Genomic DNA, 18119 nt, shown 5'->3' with positions numbered 1-18119 from the left:
GTGAACCCCGCCCCCCGCGCCGAGACCGCCGTGAGCGCGACCCTCACGGCGCTGGTGGCACGCCTGCGGGAGGCGGAGCTCCAGCCGACCGCCCAGGAGCTGGCGGACGCCCTGTGGCTGGCCGACTACGCGAGCCCGGCGGCCCGGCCCGGCCCCCCGGTCCCGCAGACGCAGCCGAGGTTCACGGGCGGCCCCGGCGTGAAGCCCCCCGGCGACACCGAGACCCCGCCGCCCGACGGGCCCGCCCCGGCCCGGAGCGGCCCGGGGCCCGCGCCCACGCGCACGCGCACGTACGAGGGGCAGGCCGACCTCTACACCCCGGGCCCCGGCACCCGGCAGGACGGCGGCCGGGAGGCGGACGGCCGGCGGACGGCCCCGCCGGGCGGTCCCGGCGGGGCCCGGGTGGCCGCCCCGGCCGCCGCCACCCTGCCCGAACCGGCCGCCCTGCAACGGGCGTTGCGGCCCCTCCAGCAGTACCGCACCCCGGCCCGCTCGGCCGGGCACCGGCTGGACGAGCAGGCCACCGCCGACCGGGCGGCCGACCTCGGTCTGGTGGTGCCGGTGCTGAAGCCGGACCGCCGCCGCCAGGCCCGGCTCGCCCTGCTGATGGACGTCTCCTCCTCCACCGTGGTGTGGCAGCAGACGCTCGACGAGCTGCGGCAGGTCTGCGAGCGCGCCGGGGCCTTCCGCGAGGTGCGGGTGCACTTCCTGCACGAGGACGCGGACGGCAGGCCGCGCGTCGGCGGCTCGCCCGCGCCCGGCGGGCGCCTGGTCGACCCCAGCCAGCTCTGGGACCCGGCCGGACGCCGGCTCACCCTGCTGCTCAGCGACTGCGCGGGCCCCATGTGGCGCAGCGGGCAGCTCCAGCGGATGCTGTACGGCCTGTCCGGCGCGGCCCCGCTCGCGGTGGTCCAGCCGCTGCCGCAGCGGATGTGGCGCTCCACCCACCTGCCCACCCGCCAGGGCGTGCTGCGGCGCCGCGAAGGCCCCGCCGGGCGGCTGGAGTTCCGGCCGCGCAGGCCCGAGCGCGGGCAGGCCGCCCAGGGCGTGCCGGTGCCGGTGCTGGCCCTGCGCCAGTCCTCGTTCGGATCCTGGGCGCGGCTGGTGAGCGGGGGCAGCGAGCAGAGCATGGAGGCGGCGGTCGGGCGGGTGCGCGCCGACCACGGCGCGGCCCCGGGCAGCCCGCGCGCCGAGCAGGGCCTGCCGCCGGACGAGCGGTTGGCCGCGTTCCGCGCCACCGCCTCGCCCGACGCGGCCCAGCTGGCCGCCTGTCTGTCGGCGGCGCCGCTGGTGCTGCCGGTGATGCAGCTGGTGCAGCGGGCGATGCTGGTCAACAGCGGGCCCGAGGTGCTGGCCGAGGTGCTGCTCAGCGGCCTGCTGAAGGCGTCCGACGGGCAGGGCGCGGACCGGGCGCCCGGCTACGTCTTCGTCGACGGGGTGCGCGAGCGGCTGCTGGACCGGCTGGGCGCCGGGGGCGCGGCCCTGGTGCTCAAGCACTGCTCGGAGTACGTGGAGCGGCGCTACGGGCGGACCGTGCGCAACTTCCCGGCGCTCGCCGCCGCCGTCCTCGCCGGGTCCGTGGACCCCGGGGGCCCCGCCCCGGCCGGACCCTCCGACGATCCCCGGATGCGGCTCTTCGCCCGGGTCTCCTCCCAGGTCCTGCGCCGGTTCGGGCGCTCCGACCATCTGGTGCTGCCCGGCGGCACGGACGGGCTGACCCCGCGCGAACTGGCCGAACGGGCCCGCGACTGCCTCGACCGCTTCCGCTCGTACGGCACGGTCCGCGACCTCGACATGGGCGTCCAGCTGCTGTCGGCGGCCGTGAGCGGCGAACAGCGCGTACCGCAGCGGGCCCAGCTGTACGGCGAACTGGCCGCCGCGCTGCTGCTGCGCTGGGAGCTGCGGCGGCTCACCGAGGACCTGGGCGCGGCCCTGTCCGCCGTGGAGAACGCCCTGCCGCACGCCCGTCACGCCCACCTCACCCTCGCGGGCGTCCTGGAGGCGATGGCCGACGAGGCCGAGTCGGGGCGGGCGGGCACGGACGAGGCGTGGTGGCTGGCGGCGCTGTCCGGACGCGGGCAGGACGGCGCCCGGCCCGGCACGGACGGCACCGGCCGCCCCGGCCTGGACGGGCTCGGGCTCGCCGGGCCGCCGGACACGGTCCGGCCCGACGCCGGATCCACCGCCGAGCCGGAGCCGCACGAGGCCCGCCAGATCGCCGTCCACCTCCTCAACCGCGCCCACAACAGCCTCGTCCTCATCGGCGGCATCCCCCCGGCCTCGGCCGCCCAGCGCGCCGACTGGCGGCTCGCCTCGCTGGCCCGCATCCGGGTGCTGCGACGGCTCGCCGAGCTGGAGCCGTCCTACGCGCCGGGCTGCCTCAACAGCGCGGTGCAGGTGGCCGGGGCGCTGCTGGCCGAGGAGCGCACCGCCGAGGTCCTGCTGCTGCGCGGCACCCTGCTGCTCGCCCTCGCCCGCCGCGAGTCGGCCCAGGGCACGCCGGAGTCGTCCCCGGCCGCCGCGCGCTCGTACGCCGACGGCGCCGTCGCCGACCTGTACGCCGGGTTCGAGACGCTCGCCCCCGGCTCGCTCGGCGACGCCGAGATCAGCCGGGCCTGGCTGGACCTGGCCGACGCCGTCGAGCTCACCCGGGCCGAGGCCGACGACGCGACCCGGCTGACCGTCCTCCAGGCCCTCGACCAGGCCCGCAGCTACGCGGGCCCGGACCGCGAGGCGCAGGCCGCGTGCCTGCTGCGGATGGGGCGGGTGCTGCGCGAACGGTACGAGTCGACCCGCAGCCGCAGCGTCCTCGACTCGGCGGTGTCGGCCTGGTCGGAGGCGCTGGAGCTGCTGCCCGGCGACGATCCGCGCCGGGCCGGGGCCTACACCGAGCTCGGTGACGCGCTCACGGCGCGGCTGCGCGTCAAGGAGTCCCGCGAGGACGCCCGGGGCGCGGTGCGCGCCCTGCACCGGGCGCTGGACGAGACCTCCGAGAGCGACCCCGAACTCGCCCGCAGGCGCTACCTCCTGGCCACCGCCCACGTCCGCAGGTTCCACGTCGAGGGCGGTCTCGCCGACCTCCACGAGGCCCACTGGATCCTGGGCGCCGCCGCCCGCGCCACCGAGCACAGCGCGCTGCTGTCGCAGATCTGGCTGCTGCGCGCCGAGGTGGTGCGGCTGCTGTGGGCGCGCACCGGCTCCACGGCCCGGCTCGGGGAGGCCGCCGACCACGCGCTGCGGGCCGCCCGCGAGGGCCGGGCGGCCGGGGACCCGCTGGCCGAGGCGCGGGCGCTACAGCTGCGGGCCACGCTGCTCGAACGGACGGCGGGCCCGGACCGAGCACGGAGGGAGCACCGTGAGGTACTGCGCGTCCTTTCGGAGGCGGGGGAGCCGGACGACGGGATCGGGGCCCTGAGCCGGGCGGAGATCGACCGTCTCGCGGACGGGCCGGGAGCGCCGTGACGGCGACCGCCGCGGGCGGGGGCAGAGCCGTGCCCGGACCTCCGGCGCGGCCGGGCCCGCCCGCGCCGCCCGACGCCTCCGCGCTGCCCGCCCTGCGCCCGCTCGCGCTGCGGGCCGTCCGCGACTGCGCGCACCCGGTGCTGGCCGCGGTGGTGGCCGAGCTGCGGGCGCGGACCGGCGCGGGGGACGGGGCGTACTTCAGCGACGCGCCCGCCGCCGGTGCCTACTTCGCGGACACGCCGTCGCCCGGGGCCGCCGGGGTGCGCCGGTGAGCGCCGCCGGGGAGCCGCGCTGGCCGCACCGCGCCCTGGACACGCGCACGGTGCGGCCCGTGCCGCTGCGCCAGTTCGTGCTCAAGGTGCACAGCCGCTGCAACCTCGCCTGCGACTACTGCTACATCTACCGCGGCCAGGACAGCAGTTGGCGCGAGCGCCCGGCCCGGGTCGCCGAGCCCACCGTGCGCCGCACCGCCCGCCGCATCGCCGAGCACGCCGCCGCCCACCGGCTCGGCGCCCTCCGCATCGACCTGCACGGCGGCGAACCGCTGCTCGGCGGGCCCGGCCCCGTCCTGGCGTACGCGGCCGAGGTGCGGCGCGCGGTGCGCGAGGCGGTGCGCGGCGTGGTGCCGGGCGGCTGCGAGGTCACCGCGACCGTGCAGACCAACGGCACCCTGCTCACCCCGCGCACCCTGGACCGGCTGGCCGCCGCCCGGGTCCGGGTCGGACTCAGCCTGGACGGGGGCGCGGCCCGGCTCAACACCCGCCGCACCGACCGCCGGGGCCGCTCCTCGTGGCCCGCCGTCGCCGCCGCCGCGCGGCTGCTCGCCCGGCGCCCCGCCGCGTACGCCGGGATCCTGTGCACCGTCGACCTCGCCGCCGACCCCGAGGACGTCTACCGCTCGCTGCTCGCGCTGGGCCCGCCCGGCATCGACCTGCTGCTGCCGCACGCCACCTGGGCCGCGCCGCCGCCGGGGATCCTCCCGGCCCCGGTGCCCGGACGGCACGCGCGCCCCACTCCGTACGGGGACTGGCTGGTGCGGGTCTTCGACCTGTGGTGGGACGACGACCGGATGCGGACCGGGGTGCGGCTCTTCCAGGAGATCGTGGCGCTGCTGCTCGGGGTGCCCAGCACGGTGGAGTCGGTGGGGCTCTCCCCGATGGTGGCGGTCGTGGTGGACACCGACGGCTCGATCGAGCAGACCGGCGCGCTGCGCTCGGCGTACGAGGGGGCCTCCGCCACCGGTCTCGACGTCTTCCGCCACTCCTTCGACCGGGTGCTGCGCCACCCCGGGGTGGCCGCCCGCCAGCTGGGCGCGGCGGGCCTGGCGCCGGACTGTCTGGCGTGCCCGGTGCGCGAGGTGTGCGGGGGCGGCAACTACGCCCACCGGTACGCCCCGTACAGCGGGTTCCTCCACCCCAGTGTGTACTGCGCCGACCTGGAGCGGCTGATCCGCCATGCCGCGGCCCGTCTCGCGGCGGCCGACGGGCCGGAACGGGGCCGCTCGTGACGGCCAACTCCTGCTCACCCACGCCCATGTGACGCACAATTGAAGGTGCGCGCCATTCCATGCTTCCGGCCCGAGCCGAGGGAGTCCGCCGCAATGTCCGACCACGAGGGCCCCGAGGGGCCGGGTCCCGTCGAGGAGTCACCCCGTGTCACCGTGCTGTTCGCCGGGCAGAGCCAGGCGTGGGCCGACTGGATCGGGCAGCAGCTGGAGCGGGCCGGGCACCCGGCCGTCCTGATCCGCTGGGATCCGCTGCACCTGCAGCCCGCCGACTCCGCGCTCGCCGACCTGCTGGAGCCGCCCGGCCACATCCTGGTCGTCCTCGACGACTGGTACCTGCGGTTCGACTCGGCCAAGTACCAGGGCTGGGCCGCCGCCCTGCGCGACACCCTGCCGCTGCACCGCGACCGGGTGGCGGCCGTCAGCGTCACCGCCAAACCGCTGCCGCCCGCCGCCGCCACCCTGCGGCCCACCGCGCTGCGCGGCATCGGGCCCGACGAGGCGCGCCGCCGGGTCCTGGAGTGCGCGGGAACGCCCGGGCGCCCCACCGGAGTCGTGCTTGAGCGCGCCATCCGCTTCCCCGACGACCGGCCGGGCGTCTGGAACGCGCCGCGCCGCAACCGCCAGTTCACCGGCCGCGAGGAGACCTTCGACAAGATCCACGACCTGCTGGCCGCCTCCGGGGAGGAGGGCGGCCGGGTGGTGGTGCACGGGATGAGCGGCGTCGGCAAGACGCAGGCGGCGATGGAGTACGTGCACCGGTTCGCCGGGGAGTACGACATCGTGTGGTGGGTGGGCGCCGCCGCCAAGGCCGGGGCCCGCGAGGGCGTCGCGGCGCTCGCCCCCGAGCTGGGGCTGGCCCAGGGCAGCCGCCTCGGGGAGGTCATCACGGCGGTGCGCGGCGCCCTGGAGTGCACCCGGCGGCGCTGGCTGCTGGTCTTCGACGGCGCCGAGAGCGCCGAGACCGTCGGCGAGCTCGTCCCCGAGGGTCCCGGCCACGTCCTGGTCACCGCCAACTCGCCGGAGTGGCCGGGCCTGGGCGCCCACACGGTGCAACTGCCGCCGTTCGACCGGGAGGAGAGCGTCGCCTTCGTGCAGCGCCGGGCCGAGCGGCTCGACGAGAAGGACGCCGACCGGCTCGCCGAGGCCGTGCAGGACCTGCCGCTGCTGCTGGACCACACCGCCAACTGGATCGCCAACAACCCGGCCGCCTCGGTCGCCGAGTACGTGCGGAGCATCAGCCAGGGCGACCCGCACGTCGTGGACACCCTGCCCACGCGCGAGTACCCGACCAACTTCCAGGCCGCCTGGTCCAAGACCCTCAACAGCCTCCACGAGACCTCCGCCGAGGCGTGGGAACTGCTGAAGCTGCTGGCCCACTTCTCCCCGGACTCGGTGCCGGTGCGGCTGCTCCAGAGCGCCCGGGTCAGCGACCTGCCCCCGCACCTGGCCGCGCTGGTCACCGACCCGAGCAGCTGGAACTCGGCGCTGCGCACCCTGTCCCGGGTCACCGCGACCCCGCTGGAGTACGACGAGCCCGGCCGGCTCGGCACCCGTACGGTGGGCTCGCTGCGCATCCACCGCCTGCTGCACCGCTTCGTGCGCGGCAGCCTGCCCCCGGAGGAGCACCGCCGGGCCACCACCACCGCCTGCCAGGTGCTCGTCGCCGCCGACCCGCGCGACCCGGCGTCCGCGCTGAACTGGCCGCGCTACGCCGAGCTCATCCCGCATCTGGAGCCCTCGGGCGCGGTCGCCTCCACCGACCCGGACGTGCGCCGCCTCGTCCTCAACTGCGTCGAATACCTGCGGGTGCGCGGCGAGTTCCGGGAGGGGCGGCGCCTCAGCGCCCTCGTGGTGGACGTCTGGCGCCCCGAATCGGGCCCCACCGACGGCCTGGTGCTGGTCGCCACCCACCAGCTCGCCCACATGCTGCGCCAGCTGGGGGAGTACGGGCAGGCCGAGTCGCTGGGCCGCACCACCCTGCGCAGACTGATGTCCGAGGGGCGCGGCGGCATCGAGGTGGTCCGCGCCAAGAACGGTCTGGGCGGCACCCTGATGGTGCTCGGCAAGTACGCGGAGGCGCGCGCCCTGTTCGAGGAGGCGGCGGGGGAGACCGCGGCCCTGCTCGGCGACTGGAAGGTGCCCCGGCTCCTCGCGATCCGCCACAACCTGGCGGTCACCCTGGCCCTCCAGGGCCACTACGCCAAGTCGCTCTCCCGCCACCAGGAAGTCCTGGAGGAGTGCATCTCCGTACTCGGCGGCAAGGACCACCTCACCCTCCAGTGCGGCTCGTTCACGGCCCAGATGCTCCGGCTGATGGGGCGGTACGGGGAGGCGCTGACCCTCCAGGAGTACAATCACCGCCTCCACCACCAGGTGCTCGGCGCCGACCATCCGCAGACCCTGCTGGCCCAGCACAACCTGGCGCTGTGCCTGCGCCGCGACGGCGAGCCCGAGCGGGCCAGGGGGCTGCTCCACGAGGCCCGCCAGGCGATGCTGCGGCGCGCCGACGCGACCGCCTACACCTGCGACTACGCGATGCTCCTGCGCGAGCTGGGCCGCCACGAGGAGGCGCGCGAGCTCGCCGGGGAGGCGGCCGAGGCGTACGAGCGGCTGCTCGGCCCGGACCACCCGTACACCATCGGGGCGCGCGACAACGTGGCGCTGGTGATGCGCGAGGCGGGCGAGAGCGGCCCGGCCCGCGAGCTGGCCGAGCGCAACTTCCACGCCTTCACCCGGGTGCTCGGCCACGCCCACCCCTGGACGCTGGGGAGCGCCATGAACACCGCGTCGGCGCGCGCGGCCTGCGGGGACCTGTCCGGGGCCGCCGAGCTCGGCCGCGCGTCACTGGTCAGCGCGGTCGCCTCGGTCGGCGCCTCGCACGTGCTGTCCGTCAACCTCCAGGCGGGCCTGGCCCAGGACCTGCGGGCGCTGGGGCGCCGGGCCCAGGCGGCCGAGCTGCTGCGGGACGCGGTGGGCTCGCTCGCGGCCTCCCTGGGCGAGCAGCACCGCCAGACCGCCTATCTGTGCAGCGGGGCCCGGCCGTACTGGGACTTCGAGCCGATGCCGGTGTGAGGGCCGGTCCGGCGGCGGATGTGACGAAGGCCACGAGTGGCCGGATCCCGCCGGATCCGGCCGTTCTCTGACGTTCCCCTGACCGGGATTTGACGCTCCCCGGACCTTGATGGCCCGTTTCCGCGCCCGTGGGCGTGGCGGCGTCCCGAGCCGAACGTGCCGCGCTTGAAGCGGAGTTGGTTCCTCAACATGCTTGAGGGGCCCCGGCGCACTCAAGGGGCGCTCGTGCGCGGGGGGCGACGATCGGATGTGCCGAGAGCTCCTCTCCACGGCGAGAGGACCACTCCCCACGTCTTCGGAAGGCACTGCCATGACTCACGGCGACACCCTCGGCGCCGGACCCGCGACCCCGGCAGCCGGTCCGCCGCCACCGCGCAAGGGACTGGGGAAGTCGGCCGGCATCCGGACGGTCGCCACCCGCGACGGGTGGCTGCGGCCCGAGGCCACCCGGCTGCCGTCGCTGACCGGGCTGCGCTTCCCCGCGGCCCTGCTGGTCTTCCTCAACCACACCGGACTGCCCTTCCCGTTCCTGCGGCTGGTCAAGGACGACGGCGCGGCGATGGACTGGTTCGACGTCACCCGCAACGCGGGCGCGCTCGGCGTCACGTTCTTCTTCGTCCTCAGCGGATTCGTCCTCACCTGGGCCGTCCGGGAATCCGACACCACCCGCGCCTTCTGGCGCCGCCGGATCGTCAAGATCTATCCGAACTACGCGCTCACCTGGCTGCTGGCGATGGTCCTGTTCGCCTCCGCCTATACGCCGACCCGCACCGCGGTGCTGAACCTGCTGATGGTGCACGTATGGGTGCCCACGTTCGACGTGTTCTCCAGCGTGAATCAACCGAGCTGGTCACTGGGTTGCGAATTGCTCTTCTATCTGGCCTTCCCGCTGCTGCACAAGGCATTCCGGCGGATCCGGGCCGGGCACCTCAAGTACTGGATATCGGGTGTCACCGCGGCGATCATCGCCACCCCGTTCTTCACCTATCTGCTGCTGCCGGACGACCCCAACTTCCCCGGCGGCCTCGCTCTGGGCGCCCGCGCCTCGACCGAGCAGTACTGGTTCGCGTACAACTTCCCGCCGGTACGGCTGCTCGACTTCGCGCTCGGCATGCTGGTGGCCCAGGCGGTGCTCAACGGCCGCTGGTGGAACATCGGGATGACCTGGTCGTCCGTCCTGCTGGCGGGCACCTACGTATGGGCCTCCCACGTGCCGTTCCTGTACTCCCAGCGGTCCATGACCATCGTCCCGATCATCTTCCTGATCGCCGCCGCGGCCACCGCCGACGCGCGAAACCAGTTCACCCTCTTCCGCAATCGCGCGATGATCTGGCTGGGCGAAGTCTCGTTCGCCTTCTATCTCGTCCACTTCGTCGTCCTCGCCTACGGACGGAAGTGGCTCGGCCACACCATGTATTCGGTCCCGCAGACCGTCGGCATCGTGCTCGTCGAGTTCGCGATCGCGCTGCTCGCTTCCTGGGCGCTCTACGCCCTGGTGGAGCGGCCCATCACACGTGGCTGGTCCAAACCGCGGCGCCCCCGGGCCGCGACCGGCTGAGTTAAGCGGAACCACTTGTATTCAAGTGGACATCGAGATTCGACTGCAAGGATTCCCCCCATGAAGACCATCGCGCTCATTACCGGTGCCAATAAGGGAATTGGATTCGAGATCGCACGCCAGCTCGGTGAGCTGGGCATCACCGCCATCATCGGCGCGCGGGACGAGGAGCGCGGCCGGGCCGCCGCCGAGAAGCTCGGCCAGCCGTTCGTCCAGCTCGACGTCACCGACCCGGAGAGCATCAAGAAGGCCGCGACCTGGATCGGCCTCGCCTACGGCAAGCTCGACATCCTGGTGAACAACGCGGGCATCACGGTCTCCCACGAGGAGGGCCGGCCGAGCACCACCTCGCTGGAGACCCTCCGCTCCCTGTACGAGACCAATGTGTTCGCCGTCGTCGAGGTGACCAACGCGTTCCTGCCGCTGCTGCGCAAGTCGCCCGCCGGCCGGATCGTCAACCAGTCCAGCGAGATGGGTTCGCTCACCAACGTGCTCAACCAGGACCACCCGATCTGGCACGTGAACAACCTGCCGTACAACTCGTCGAAGACCGCGCTCAACATGATCACCGTGTCCTACGCCAAGGAGCTGTGGGACACTCCGATCAAGGTCAACTCCGTTGACCCCGGCTGGTGTCGGACGGACATCACCGGTGGTGAGGGGTACAAGTCGGCCGAGCAGGGCGCTGCCATCGCCGTGAAGCTCGCCACGCTCGACGCGGACGGCCCGACCGCCACCTTCGTCCAGGACCAGGGCCCGCTGCCCTGGTAGCCCTGAGCACCACCGCCAATCCCCACAGTTCGCAAGGAAGATGACGATGTCCACTCCCCGCATGAACAACCCCGCGCAGGTGCTGCCCGACTCGATGGCGGCCATCGGCGGACTCATCAAGTCGATCCGCAAGGCCGGTGTCGCCGACGCCACTCTTGAACTGGTCCACCTGCGCATCAGCCAGATCAACGGCTGCGGGCCGTGCCTGGACGCCTCCGCCAAGGCCGCGCGGAAGGCCGGCGTCTCCGACGAGCGCGTCTTCTCGGTCGGCGCCTGGCGCGAGACCCCGTACTACAGCGACGCCGAGCGCGCCGCGCTCGCCCTGGCCGAGCACGCCACCCGGCTCGCCGACCGCGAGGACGCCGTGCCGGACGCGGTGTGGAACGAGGCCGCCGCGCACTACGACGAGCAGCAGCTGGCCGCGCTGCTCCTCCAGATAGGCGTGGTCAACCTGTTCAACCGCCTCAACGCCTCCACCCGCCAGCAGGCGGGCCAGGCCTGGTAGAGGCCGTGCGCGTGCCGCCGGGGCGTCAGACCCCCGGTGGCACGCGGCAGTTCCCGGCCGCGCGGACCGGCGGGCGTCCGGACCGGTGCCGGGCGCTGTCACATTTGCCGTGGTCGGTTCGTCAGGGGAATGACGGTACGCGAGCCAAAAGGATGTGACCGATGGACGAGCGCGAGTGGCTGGCGCAGCGGTTCGAGGAGAACCGGAGTCATCTGCGGGCGGTGGCCTATCGGATGCTCGGTTCGGTGAGCGAGGCCGACGACGCGGTGCAGGAGGCGTGGATCCGCCTCAGCCGTTCCCACAACGACGAGATCGAGAACCTGGCCGGCTGGCTCACCTCCATCGTGGGCCGGGTCTGCCTGGACATGCTGCGCTCGCGCCGCGCCCGGCGCGAGGACCCGCTGGACTCCCAGGTGACCGAGCCCGCGCTCAGCCCCGACGACCCCGGTGACCCCGAGCACCAGGCGCTGCTCGCCGACTCGGTGGGCCTGGCCCTGCTGGTGGTCCTGGAGACGCTGGAGCCCGCCGAGCGGCTCGCGTTCGTCCTGCACGACATGTTCGCGGTGCCCTTCGACGAGATCGCCCCGATCGTGGACCGCACGCCCACCGCCGCCCGTCAGCTCGCCAGCCGGGCCCGGCGCCGCGTCCAGGGCGCCGAGCCGGTGCCCGACCCCGATCTGACCCGCCAGCGCCAGGTCGTGGACGCGTTCCTGGCGGCGGCGCGCGGCGGCGACTTCGAGGCCCTGGTCGCCGTCCTCGACCCGGACGTGGTGGCCCGCAGCGACGCCGCCGCCGGGACCCCCGCCGGGCGGCAGTCGGTGATCCGGGGCGCGGCGGCGGTGGCCAAGCAGGCCCTCACGTACGCCCCCTTCACCAAGGCCGCGCAGCCCGCGCTGGTCAACGGGGCGCCGGGCGTGGTGGCCAACAACGGGAGCCAGCAGTTCCGGGTGATGGCGTTCCAGTTCGCCGACGGGGTCATCGTGGAGATCGACGTGATCTCCGACCCGGCGCGGCTGCGGGAGCTCGACCTGGCGGTGCTGCAGGACTGAGGAATGCCGGGTTCCCCGGCATCGGTGCAGGTGAGACGGCCTGGCCCCGCTTCGGCGGGGCCAGGCCGTTCTGTGTGCCGAAACTTATTTTGGTTCACCGGTCACATTCGGCCCGCGGGATCCGTCATATCAGTGACGGACGAGTCCGGGCCGGCGAGCCGAGGGGGGCAGCGCCGGTGGGGCGTCCGTCGCCCTCGTTCGGGGGCGCCCGTATCGCCCAAAAGCCCCCGATGGAGAGCAAGCCTTTGACACGTTCGTCCCGCGTCCGGAACCGAACTCTCGGGCGGCGTTCCGTGCTCGGACGCGGTTGTGTCCGGCAGCCACCCGGCCTCGCCGGGGGCGCTCTCACCTACTCGATTCTGCAAAGTTTAGGAGTTTCGTAATGGCTGCCGCCGACTCACTCGCGCGGTCGGGACCCGGGGCTGGTTTCAAGCCCGGTGCGATCCTGGCGTTTGTGTGCCTGGGCCAGTTCATGGTCTTCATCGACGTGTCGATCGTGAACCTCGCCCTGCCGTCCATCCAGGACGGCCTCGACATGTCCGATGTCAGTCTCAACTACATCGTCACCGCGTATTCGACCGTGCTCGGCGGCTTCCTGCTGCTCGGCGGACGGCTCGCCGACACCTTCGGCCGACGCAAGTTCCTCATGGGCGGCTTCCTCATCTTCGCCCTCGCCTCCCTCACCTCGGGTCTGGCGCAGAACGCCGCCATGCTCATCACCTCCCGCGGCTTCCAGGGCCTCGGCGCCTCGATGATCGCCCCCGCGGCGCTCTCGATCCTGACGAACACCTTCCCCGAGGGCCCGGAGCGCAACAAGGCGCTGGGCGTGTGGGGTTCGCTCGCCGGTATCGCCTCCATCCTCGGCGTGATCCTCGGCGGTGTCCTGGCCGACGGTCCCGGCTGGGAGTGGATCTTCTGGATCAACGTGCCGATCGGCATCGGCCTGGCGCTGCTCGCCCCGCGGATCGTTCCCGAGTCCAAGTCCGACGCCCCGCGCCAGCGCTTCGACTTCGCGGGCGCCGCGACCCTGACCGCCGGTCTGCTCCTGCTCATCTTCACCCTCGGTGAGGCCATCAACGTCGGCTGGGGCACCACGCGCACCATCGGCAGCCTGATCGGCGTCGCCGTCCTGCTCACCGCGTTCCTGGTCATCGAGACCAAGGTCGAGGCCCCGATGATGCCGCTGCGCATCTTCCGCCTCAAGACGATGCGCGTCGCCAACATCTCCGCGATCCTCGTCTTCGGCACCTTCGGCGCCCTGTTCTTCTTCGCCAGCCTCTTCATGCAGCAGGCGTTCGGCTACTCCCCGATGAAGGCCGGCTTCGCCTACGTGCCGCTCGCCCTCTCGGTGGCCATCGGCGCCGGTGCCGCCTCCGGCATCATCGCCAAGGTCGCGGCCCGTCCGGTGCTCGCGGTCGGTCTGACCCTGACCACCACCGGTCTGCTCCTGCTGTGGCGCGCCCCGGCCGACGGCAGCTACGCCATCGACCTGCTCCCCGCGTTCATCCTGCTCGGCCTCGGCTGCGGCATGGTCTTCGTGACCCTGCAGATCGCCGCCTTCGTCGGCATCCCGGACGAGGAGGCGGGCGTCGGCGCCGGTCTCATCAACACCAGCCAGGAGGCCGGTGGCGCCCTGGGTCTCGCCGTGATCGCGACCATCGCGTACAACGGCCTGGAGGACAAGCTCGCCAAGACGGGCGGCAACCCCGCCAAGATCCACGACGTCCAGGCGACCGCCAACCACCACGCGTTCCTCTCCGCCGCCATCCTCTGCTTCGGCGCCCTCCTGGTCGCCCTGTTCTTCATGCCGAAGGGCCAGCAGTCGATGAGCTCGTCGCACGCGCACGGACTCGCCGACCCGGAGGCCGCGGGCACCCCCGAGGCCGCCACCGTCGAGAAGTAAGAGAGCTCTTCCCGACCCGCCCGCCCGCCGCATAGGGCAGGGCACCCCCGTGGCGCTCCTCCGGTACGAGCCGGAGGGGCGCCACGTGCCACTACGGGAGCCTGCCCGGGGCCGCTCCCGGCCCCGTACGCCTGGAAGGACAACCGCGATGCCGCAGCCCCGGGGGCGTACCAGCGCTCCGCCGGTCTCCGCCTCGGTGGGGGCGTTCCTCACCGAGCCGCTCGTCGCCACGCTCACCACCCTGCGGCCCGACGGCTCGCCGCACGTGGCGCCGGTGCGGTTCACCTGGGACGCGGCGTCGGGGCTGGCCCGGGTGATGACCGTCGTCACCTCGCGCAAGGCCCGCAACGCGCTGGCGAACCCGGGCGGGCGGGCCGTGCTGTGCCAGGTGGACGGGTTCAGCTGGGTCAGCCTGGAGGGCACCGCCACGGTCTCGGACGACCCGGAACGGGTGGCCGAGGGCGTGCGGCGCTATGCCAAGCGCTATTGGTCGGCGCCGCCCAATCCGCCCGGCCGGGTGGTGCTGGAGATCGCCGTCGACCGGGTGATGAATCTGAACACGTAAAAAGAAACGCGCCGCGCGCAATGCGCGGCAGATGGCGCACCCCATCAGGGCGTGGCACCGCGGGAACTCCGGTTCCGCGGCGCCGCGCCCTTTTGCGTCCGCTTCCGGAATTGCGATAACTCCTTCCGCACAACGGCCACTTGAGTCGTACTCAGGTTGGCGCTGCGACGCTCGGGCATATCGGCTGATCCAATGTCATCCACGTGCACGAGGAGTGCTAAACATGACCCAGGGCGCAATTGTTGTCGGTGCCGGTCCGGTCGGGCTGATGCTGGCCGGCGAACTCCGCCTGGCCGGTGTGGAGGTCGCCCTCTACGACAAGCTCCCGGCCCCCAGCGGCGAGTCGCGCGGCCTCGGTTTCACCGGCCGCACCGCCGAAGTCCTCGACCAGCGCGGCCTGCTGGCGAAGCTCGGCGACATCCGCTGGGGCAAGCAGGGCCACTTCGGCGGGGTCCGCATCAACTTCGACGAGCTGGACGAGAGCCACTACGGCATCATGGGTCTGGCCCAGTCCCGCACCGAGGAGACCCTCGGCGCCTGGGTGGAGGAGCTCGGCGTCACGGTGCGCCGGGGCTACGAGGTCACCGGCTACCGCGAGACCGAGACCGGTGTCGTCGTCGAGTACGAGGGCCCCGACGGCCGCGGCGAGGAGGAGGCCCAGTACCTCGTCGGCACCGACGGCGGCCGGTCCACCATCCGGCGCCTGGCCGGCATCGAGTTCCCGGGCGAGCCCGCCACCCGCGGCATGTACCTGGCCGACGTGGTCGGCGCCGGGCTGCGGATGCGCCCCATCGGCGAGCGCATCGAGGGCGGCGGCATGGTCCTCTCCGTCACGCTGGAGCCCGGCATCGACCGGATCGTCATCCACGAGCCGGGCGTGCGCCCGCACCACGGCGAGGGCGAGCTGCAGTTCTCCGAGCTCGCGGACGCCTGGGAGCGGATGACCGGCGAGGACATCCACGGCGCCAGCGCCCGCTGGATGTGCGCCCTCACCAACTACACCGGCCAGGCCACCGACTACCGCAAGGGCCGGGTCTTCCTGGCGGGCGACGCCGCCCACGACCACGCCCCGCTCGGTGCCCAGGGCGTCAGCGTCGGCCTCCAGGACGCCGTCAACCTCGGCTGGAAGCTCGCCGCCGCCATCAAGGGGTACGCCCCCGAGGGCCTGCTCGACACCTACCACTCCGAGCGCCACCCGATCGGGCAGCAGCTGCTGCGCAACACGCTCGCCCAGTCGCTGATCTACCTCAGCGGCGAGGAGATGGAGCCGCTGCGCGCCGTACTGCGCGAGCTGGTGCAGATCCCGGACGCCGCCCGCCACCTCGCCGGTCTGGTCTCCGGCCTGGACGTGCGCTACGACGTGGCGGAGGGCGGCCACCCGCTGCTCGGTCTGCGCCTCGCCCCGGGCCGCGAGCTCAAGCTGGCCGACGGCGGCCAGGTCCGGGTCGCCGAGCTGCTGCACGCCGGGCACGGCGTGCTGATCACCACCGGCGACTCGGCCGAGGCGGCCGAGCTCGCCGCGGGCTGGGCGGACCGGGTCGATGTCGTCAACGGCAGCTGGGTCCCCTCCGACACCGCCTCCGGCGAGGACCCGGAGGCCGTGCTGGTGCGCCCCGACGGCCACGTCATCTGGGTCGCGGCCGACGGCGGCAAGCTGCGGGACGCGCTTGAGCGCTGGTTCGGCACCGCTCTAGCGGCCGGCTAGAAGCTTCCGAACACCGGCCGCCACCGTGCCGAGGGCCTGTCCGGCGCCTACCCGCCGGACAGGCCCTGGCCCACCCCTGCCCCGCCCCGTCCGAAAGGGAAAACCACCATGACCGTCCTCGTCACCGGCAGCAGTGGCAAAGTCGGCTCCCACCTGGTCCAGCTCCTGCATGCCAAGGGCATCGCGGTGCGGGCCGGGTCCCGCAGCCCCGAGAAGCTGACCCTGCCCCACGGCGTCGAGTCCGTGAAGCTGGCCCTCGACGAGCCGGCCGACTTCCCGGCCGCGCTCGCCGGGGCCGACTCGGTGTTCCTGTACTGCGAGCCCGCCGCGGTCGGCGAGTTCGTCGCGCAGGCCGAGGCCGCCGGTGTCCGGCACGTCGTGATCATGTCCGCCGACGCGGTGCTGCGTCCGGACGCCGAGACCAACCCGATCGCCACGGGCCACCTCGTGGTGGAGCGGGCGCTCGCCGCCTCCTCGATCACCTCGACCCCGCTGAACTGCGGCGCGCTCGCCAGCAACGCCCTGCCGTGGGCGTGGCAGCTCAAGGCGCGGGGCACGGTCGGCCTGCCGTACCCGAACAGCTACGCCGACCCGGTCAACGAGAAGGACGTCGCCGAGGCCGCCCTCGCGGTGCTCACCGACCCGTCCCTGGGCGGCCGTTCGTACCACCTCACCGGTCCCGAGGCGCTCACCTTCGCCCAGCACATCGCGGCCATCGAGGCGGCGGCGGGCCGCGCCATCCCGGTCACCGAGGTCCCCCCGGCCGTCTGGCGCGCCAACAAGCCCGACTTCATGCCCGGCGACATCGCGGACGCGCTGCTCGACCTCTGGGCCGCCAGCGCCGCCCCGGTCCCGCTCACCGACGACGTCGAGCGGCTCACCGGCCACCCGGCCCGCCCCTTCACCGAGTGGGCCCAGGAGTACGCGGGGCCGTTCCGCGGCTGACGCCCCACCCCGACCACCCACCCCCACGGGCACCGCGAGCGAGTCCCCCCATGCAACGAAACGAGGCAGGACGGAAGATGTCGTTGGACCGCAGGAAGATCATGACGCTGGGGGCCGGTTCGGCCGCCCTCGCGATGGCCGGCGGGGTCGCCGCCACCGGGACCGCCGAGGCGAGCGCGCACCGGGACGTCCCCGGCGACGAGGCGCTGGCCCGGTCGCTCGCCGGCGGCTTCCGCAGCCATCACGTCCGCGTCAACGGCGTCCGTCTGCACTACGTGGCCGGCGGCTCGGGCGAGCCGCTGGTGCTGCTGGCCGGATGGCCGCAGACCTGGTGGTCCTACCGCAAGGTCATGCCCGCGCTGGCCCGGCGCTTCCGGGTCATCGCCGTCGACGTGCGCGGCCAGGGCTCCTCGGAGAAGCCGCAGGGCGGCTACGACAAGAAGACGATGGCCGAGGACGTCCGCGAACTGGTGCGCGCCCTCGGCTACCGCCGGGTCAACATCGCGGGCCACGACATCGGCTCCAAGGTGGCGTTCGCCTTCGCCGTCAACCACCCGGACGCCACCCGCAAGCTGGCGATGCTGGACGCCCTCCACCCGGACGAGAGCTTCTACGAGATCCCCGTCCTGCGCCGTCCGGGCGCCGGCTTCAACATGTGGTGGTACGCCTTCAACCAGCTCCAGGGGCTGCCCGAGGCGCTGGTGCGGGGCCGCTCCCGGCACCTGATCGACTGGTTCTTCGCCAACTCCCTGGCCGACCAGTCGATGGTGTCCGACTTCGACCGCAACGTGTACGCGAAGGTCTACGACACGCCTGACGGCATCCGGGCCTCCAACGCCTGGTACCAGAACTTCGGGCAGGACATCGCGGACCTGAAGACCTACCCGAAGATCACCGCGCCGCTCCTCGGCCTGGCCTCCGAGATCAGCTATGCGCAGTTCCTCTCGACGCTGCCCACGCAGGCAACCGACGTCCGCGTGGAGAAGCTCGACAACACCGTGCACTACCTCCAGGAGGAGGCCCCGGACCGAGTCTCCCGGGCCCTCTTGGAGTTCTTCGCCTGATCCGAGATCCAAG

At 73.6% G+C, this 18119-nt stretch carries 13 protein-coding genes; all 13 read left to right on the top strand.

Features of this window, described 5'->3' with window-relative positions:
• The 13 genes from AB5J87_RS11865 (at nt 1) to AB5J87_RS11805 (ending at nt 18106) form a co-directional block, all read left to right on the top strand.
• Nucleotides 1–3462 carry an SAV_2336 N-terminal domain-related protein gene (locus AB5J87_RS11865; protein WP_369376421.1) on the top strand — a complete coding sequence of 1154 codons (3462 nt, stop codon included), beginning with the start codon at nt 1–3 and terminating at the stop codon, nt 3460–3462.
• A gap of 29 nt (nt 3463–3491) precedes the next feature.
• Nucleotides 3492–3734, top strand: coding sequence for a hypothetical protein (locus AB5J87_RS11860; RefSeq protein WP_369376420.1), 243 nt, complete (start codon nt 3492–3494; stop codon nt 3732–3734).
• Nucleotides 3731–4969 (top strand): FxsB family cyclophane-forming radical SAM/SPASM peptide maturase, encoded by a 1239-nt coding sequence (locus AB5J87_RS11855; protein WP_369376418.1) that lies wholly within the window; start codon nt 3731–3733, stop codon nt 4967–4969. The genes AB5J87_RS11860 and AB5J87_RS11855 overlap by 4 nt, the downstream gene beginning before the upstream one ends.
• Nucleotides 4970–5062: 93 nt before the next feature.
• On the top strand, nt 5063–8041 hold the full coding sequence (gene fxsT, locus AB5J87_RS11850; RefSeq protein WP_369376417.1) for an FxSxx-COOH system tetratricopeptide repeat protein: 2979 nt from the start codon (nt 5063–5065) through the stop codon (nt 8039–8041).
• A 310-nt stretch (nt 8042–8351) separates the two neighbouring features.
• Nucleotides 8352–9599: an acyltransferase family protein gene (locus AB5J87_RS11845; protein WP_369376416.1), complete on the top strand. Its 1248-nt coding sequence runs from the start codon at nt 8352–8354 to the stop codon at nt 9597–9599.
• Nucleotides 9600–9659: 60 nt separating this feature from the next.
• Nucleotides 9660–10370: an SDR family oxidoreductase gene (locus tag AB5J87_RS11840; RefSeq protein ID WP_369376414.1), complete on the top strand. Its 711-nt coding sequence runs from the start codon at nt 9660–9662 to the stop codon at nt 10368–10370.
• 46 nt (nt 10371–10416) lie between these two features.
• Entirely contained in the window at nt 10417–10875 is a 459-nt protein-coding gene (locus AB5J87_RS11835; protein WP_369376413.1) for a carboxymuconolactone decarboxylase family protein, read from the top strand.
• A gap of 161 nt (nt 10876–11036) precedes the next feature.
• Nucleotides 11037–11924, top strand: coding sequence for an RNA polymerase sigma factor SigJ (gene sigJ, locus AB5J87_RS11830; protein WP_369376412.1), 888 nt, complete (start codon nt 11037–11039; stop codon nt 11922–11924).
• 382 nt (nt 11925–12306) lie between these two features.
• Nucleotides 12307–13827 carry an MFS transporter gene (locus tag AB5J87_RS11825; protein ID WP_369376411.1) on the top strand — a complete coding sequence of 507 codons (1521 nt, stop codon included), beginning with the start codon at nt 12307–12309 and terminating at the stop codon, nt 13825–13827.
• Between the two features lie 148 nt (nt 13828–13975).
• Nucleotides 13976–14392 carry a pyridoxamine 5'-phosphate oxidase family protein gene (locus tag AB5J87_RS11820; protein ID WP_369376409.1) on the top strand — a complete coding sequence of 139 codons (417 nt, stop codon included), beginning with the start codon at nt 13976–13978 and terminating at the stop codon, nt 14390–14392.
• A gap of 223 nt (nt 14393–14615) precedes the next feature.
• Nucleotides 14616–16097: an FAD-dependent monooxygenase gene (locus AB5J87_RS11815; protein WP_369376407.1), complete on the top strand. Its 1482-nt coding sequence runs from the start codon at nt 14616–14618 to the stop codon at nt 16095–16097.
• Between the two features lie 108 nt (nt 16098–16205).
• The gene (locus tag AB5J87_RS11810; RefSeq protein ID WP_369376406.1) at nt 16206–17042 is read left to right on the top strand and encodes an SDR family oxidoreductase; all 837 of its coding nucleotides are present in this window, start codon (nt 16206–16208) and stop codon (nt 17040–17042) included.
• 77 nt (nt 17043–17119) lie between these two features.
• Nucleotides 17120–18106, top strand: a complete 987-nt coding sequence (locus AB5J87_RS11805; RefSeq protein WP_369376405.1) for an alpha/beta fold hydrolase — start codon at nt 17120–17122, stop codon at nt 18104–18106.
• The last annotated feature ends 13 nt before the right edge of the window (nt 18107–18119 follow it).

It is taken from the genome of Streptomyces sp. cg36 (assembly GCF_041080675.1).
Classification (GTDB): domain Bacteria; phylum Actinomycetota; class Actinomycetes; order Streptomycetales; family Streptomycetaceae; genus Streptomyces.
This window is presented reverse-complemented; position numbering and strand designations above follow the sequence as displayed.

Bases quoted from the DNA above. Each gene is read 5' to 3' on its own strand.
- AB5J87_RS11810 (WP_369376406.1), top strand. From the start codon at position 16,206: ATGACCGTCCTCGTCACCGGCAGCAGTGGCAAAGTCGGCTCCCACCTG.
- sigJ (WP_369376412.1), top strand. From the start codon at position 11,037: ATGGACGAGCGCGAGTGGCTGGCGCAGCGGTTCGAGGAGAACCGGAGT.
- AB5J87_RS11840 (WP_369376414.1), top strand. From the start codon at position 9,660: ATGAAGACCATCGCGCTCATTACCGGTGCCAATAAGGGAATTGGATTC.
- AB5J87_RS11845 (WP_369376416.1), top strand. From the start codon at position 8,352: ATGACTCACGGCGACACCCTCGGCGCCGGACCCGCGACCCCGGCAGCC.
- AB5J87_RS11825 (WP_369376411.1), top strand. From the start codon at position 12,307: ATGGCTGCCGCCGACTCACTCGCGCGGTCGGGACCCGGGGCTGGTTTC.
- AB5J87_RS11835 (WP_369376413.1), top strand. From the start codon at position 10,417: ATGTCCACTCCCCGCATGAACAACCCCGCGCAGGTGCTGCCCGACTCG.
- AB5J87_RS11815 (WP_369376407.1), top strand. From the start codon at position 14,616: ATGACCCAGGGCGCAATTGTTGTCGGTGCCGGTCCGGTCGGGCTGATG.
- AB5J87_RS11820 (WP_369376409.1), top strand. From the start codon at position 13,976: ATGCCGCAGCCCCGGGGGCGTACCAGCGCTCCGCCGGTCTCCGCCTCG.
- fxsT (WP_369376417.1), top strand. From the start codon at position 5,063: ATGTCCGACCACGAGGGCCCCGAGGGGCCGGGTCCCGTCGAGGAGTCA.
- AB5J87_RS11805 (WP_369376405.1), top strand. From the start codon at position 17,120: ATGTCGTTGGACCGCAGGAAGATCATGACGCTGGGGGCCGGTTCGGCC.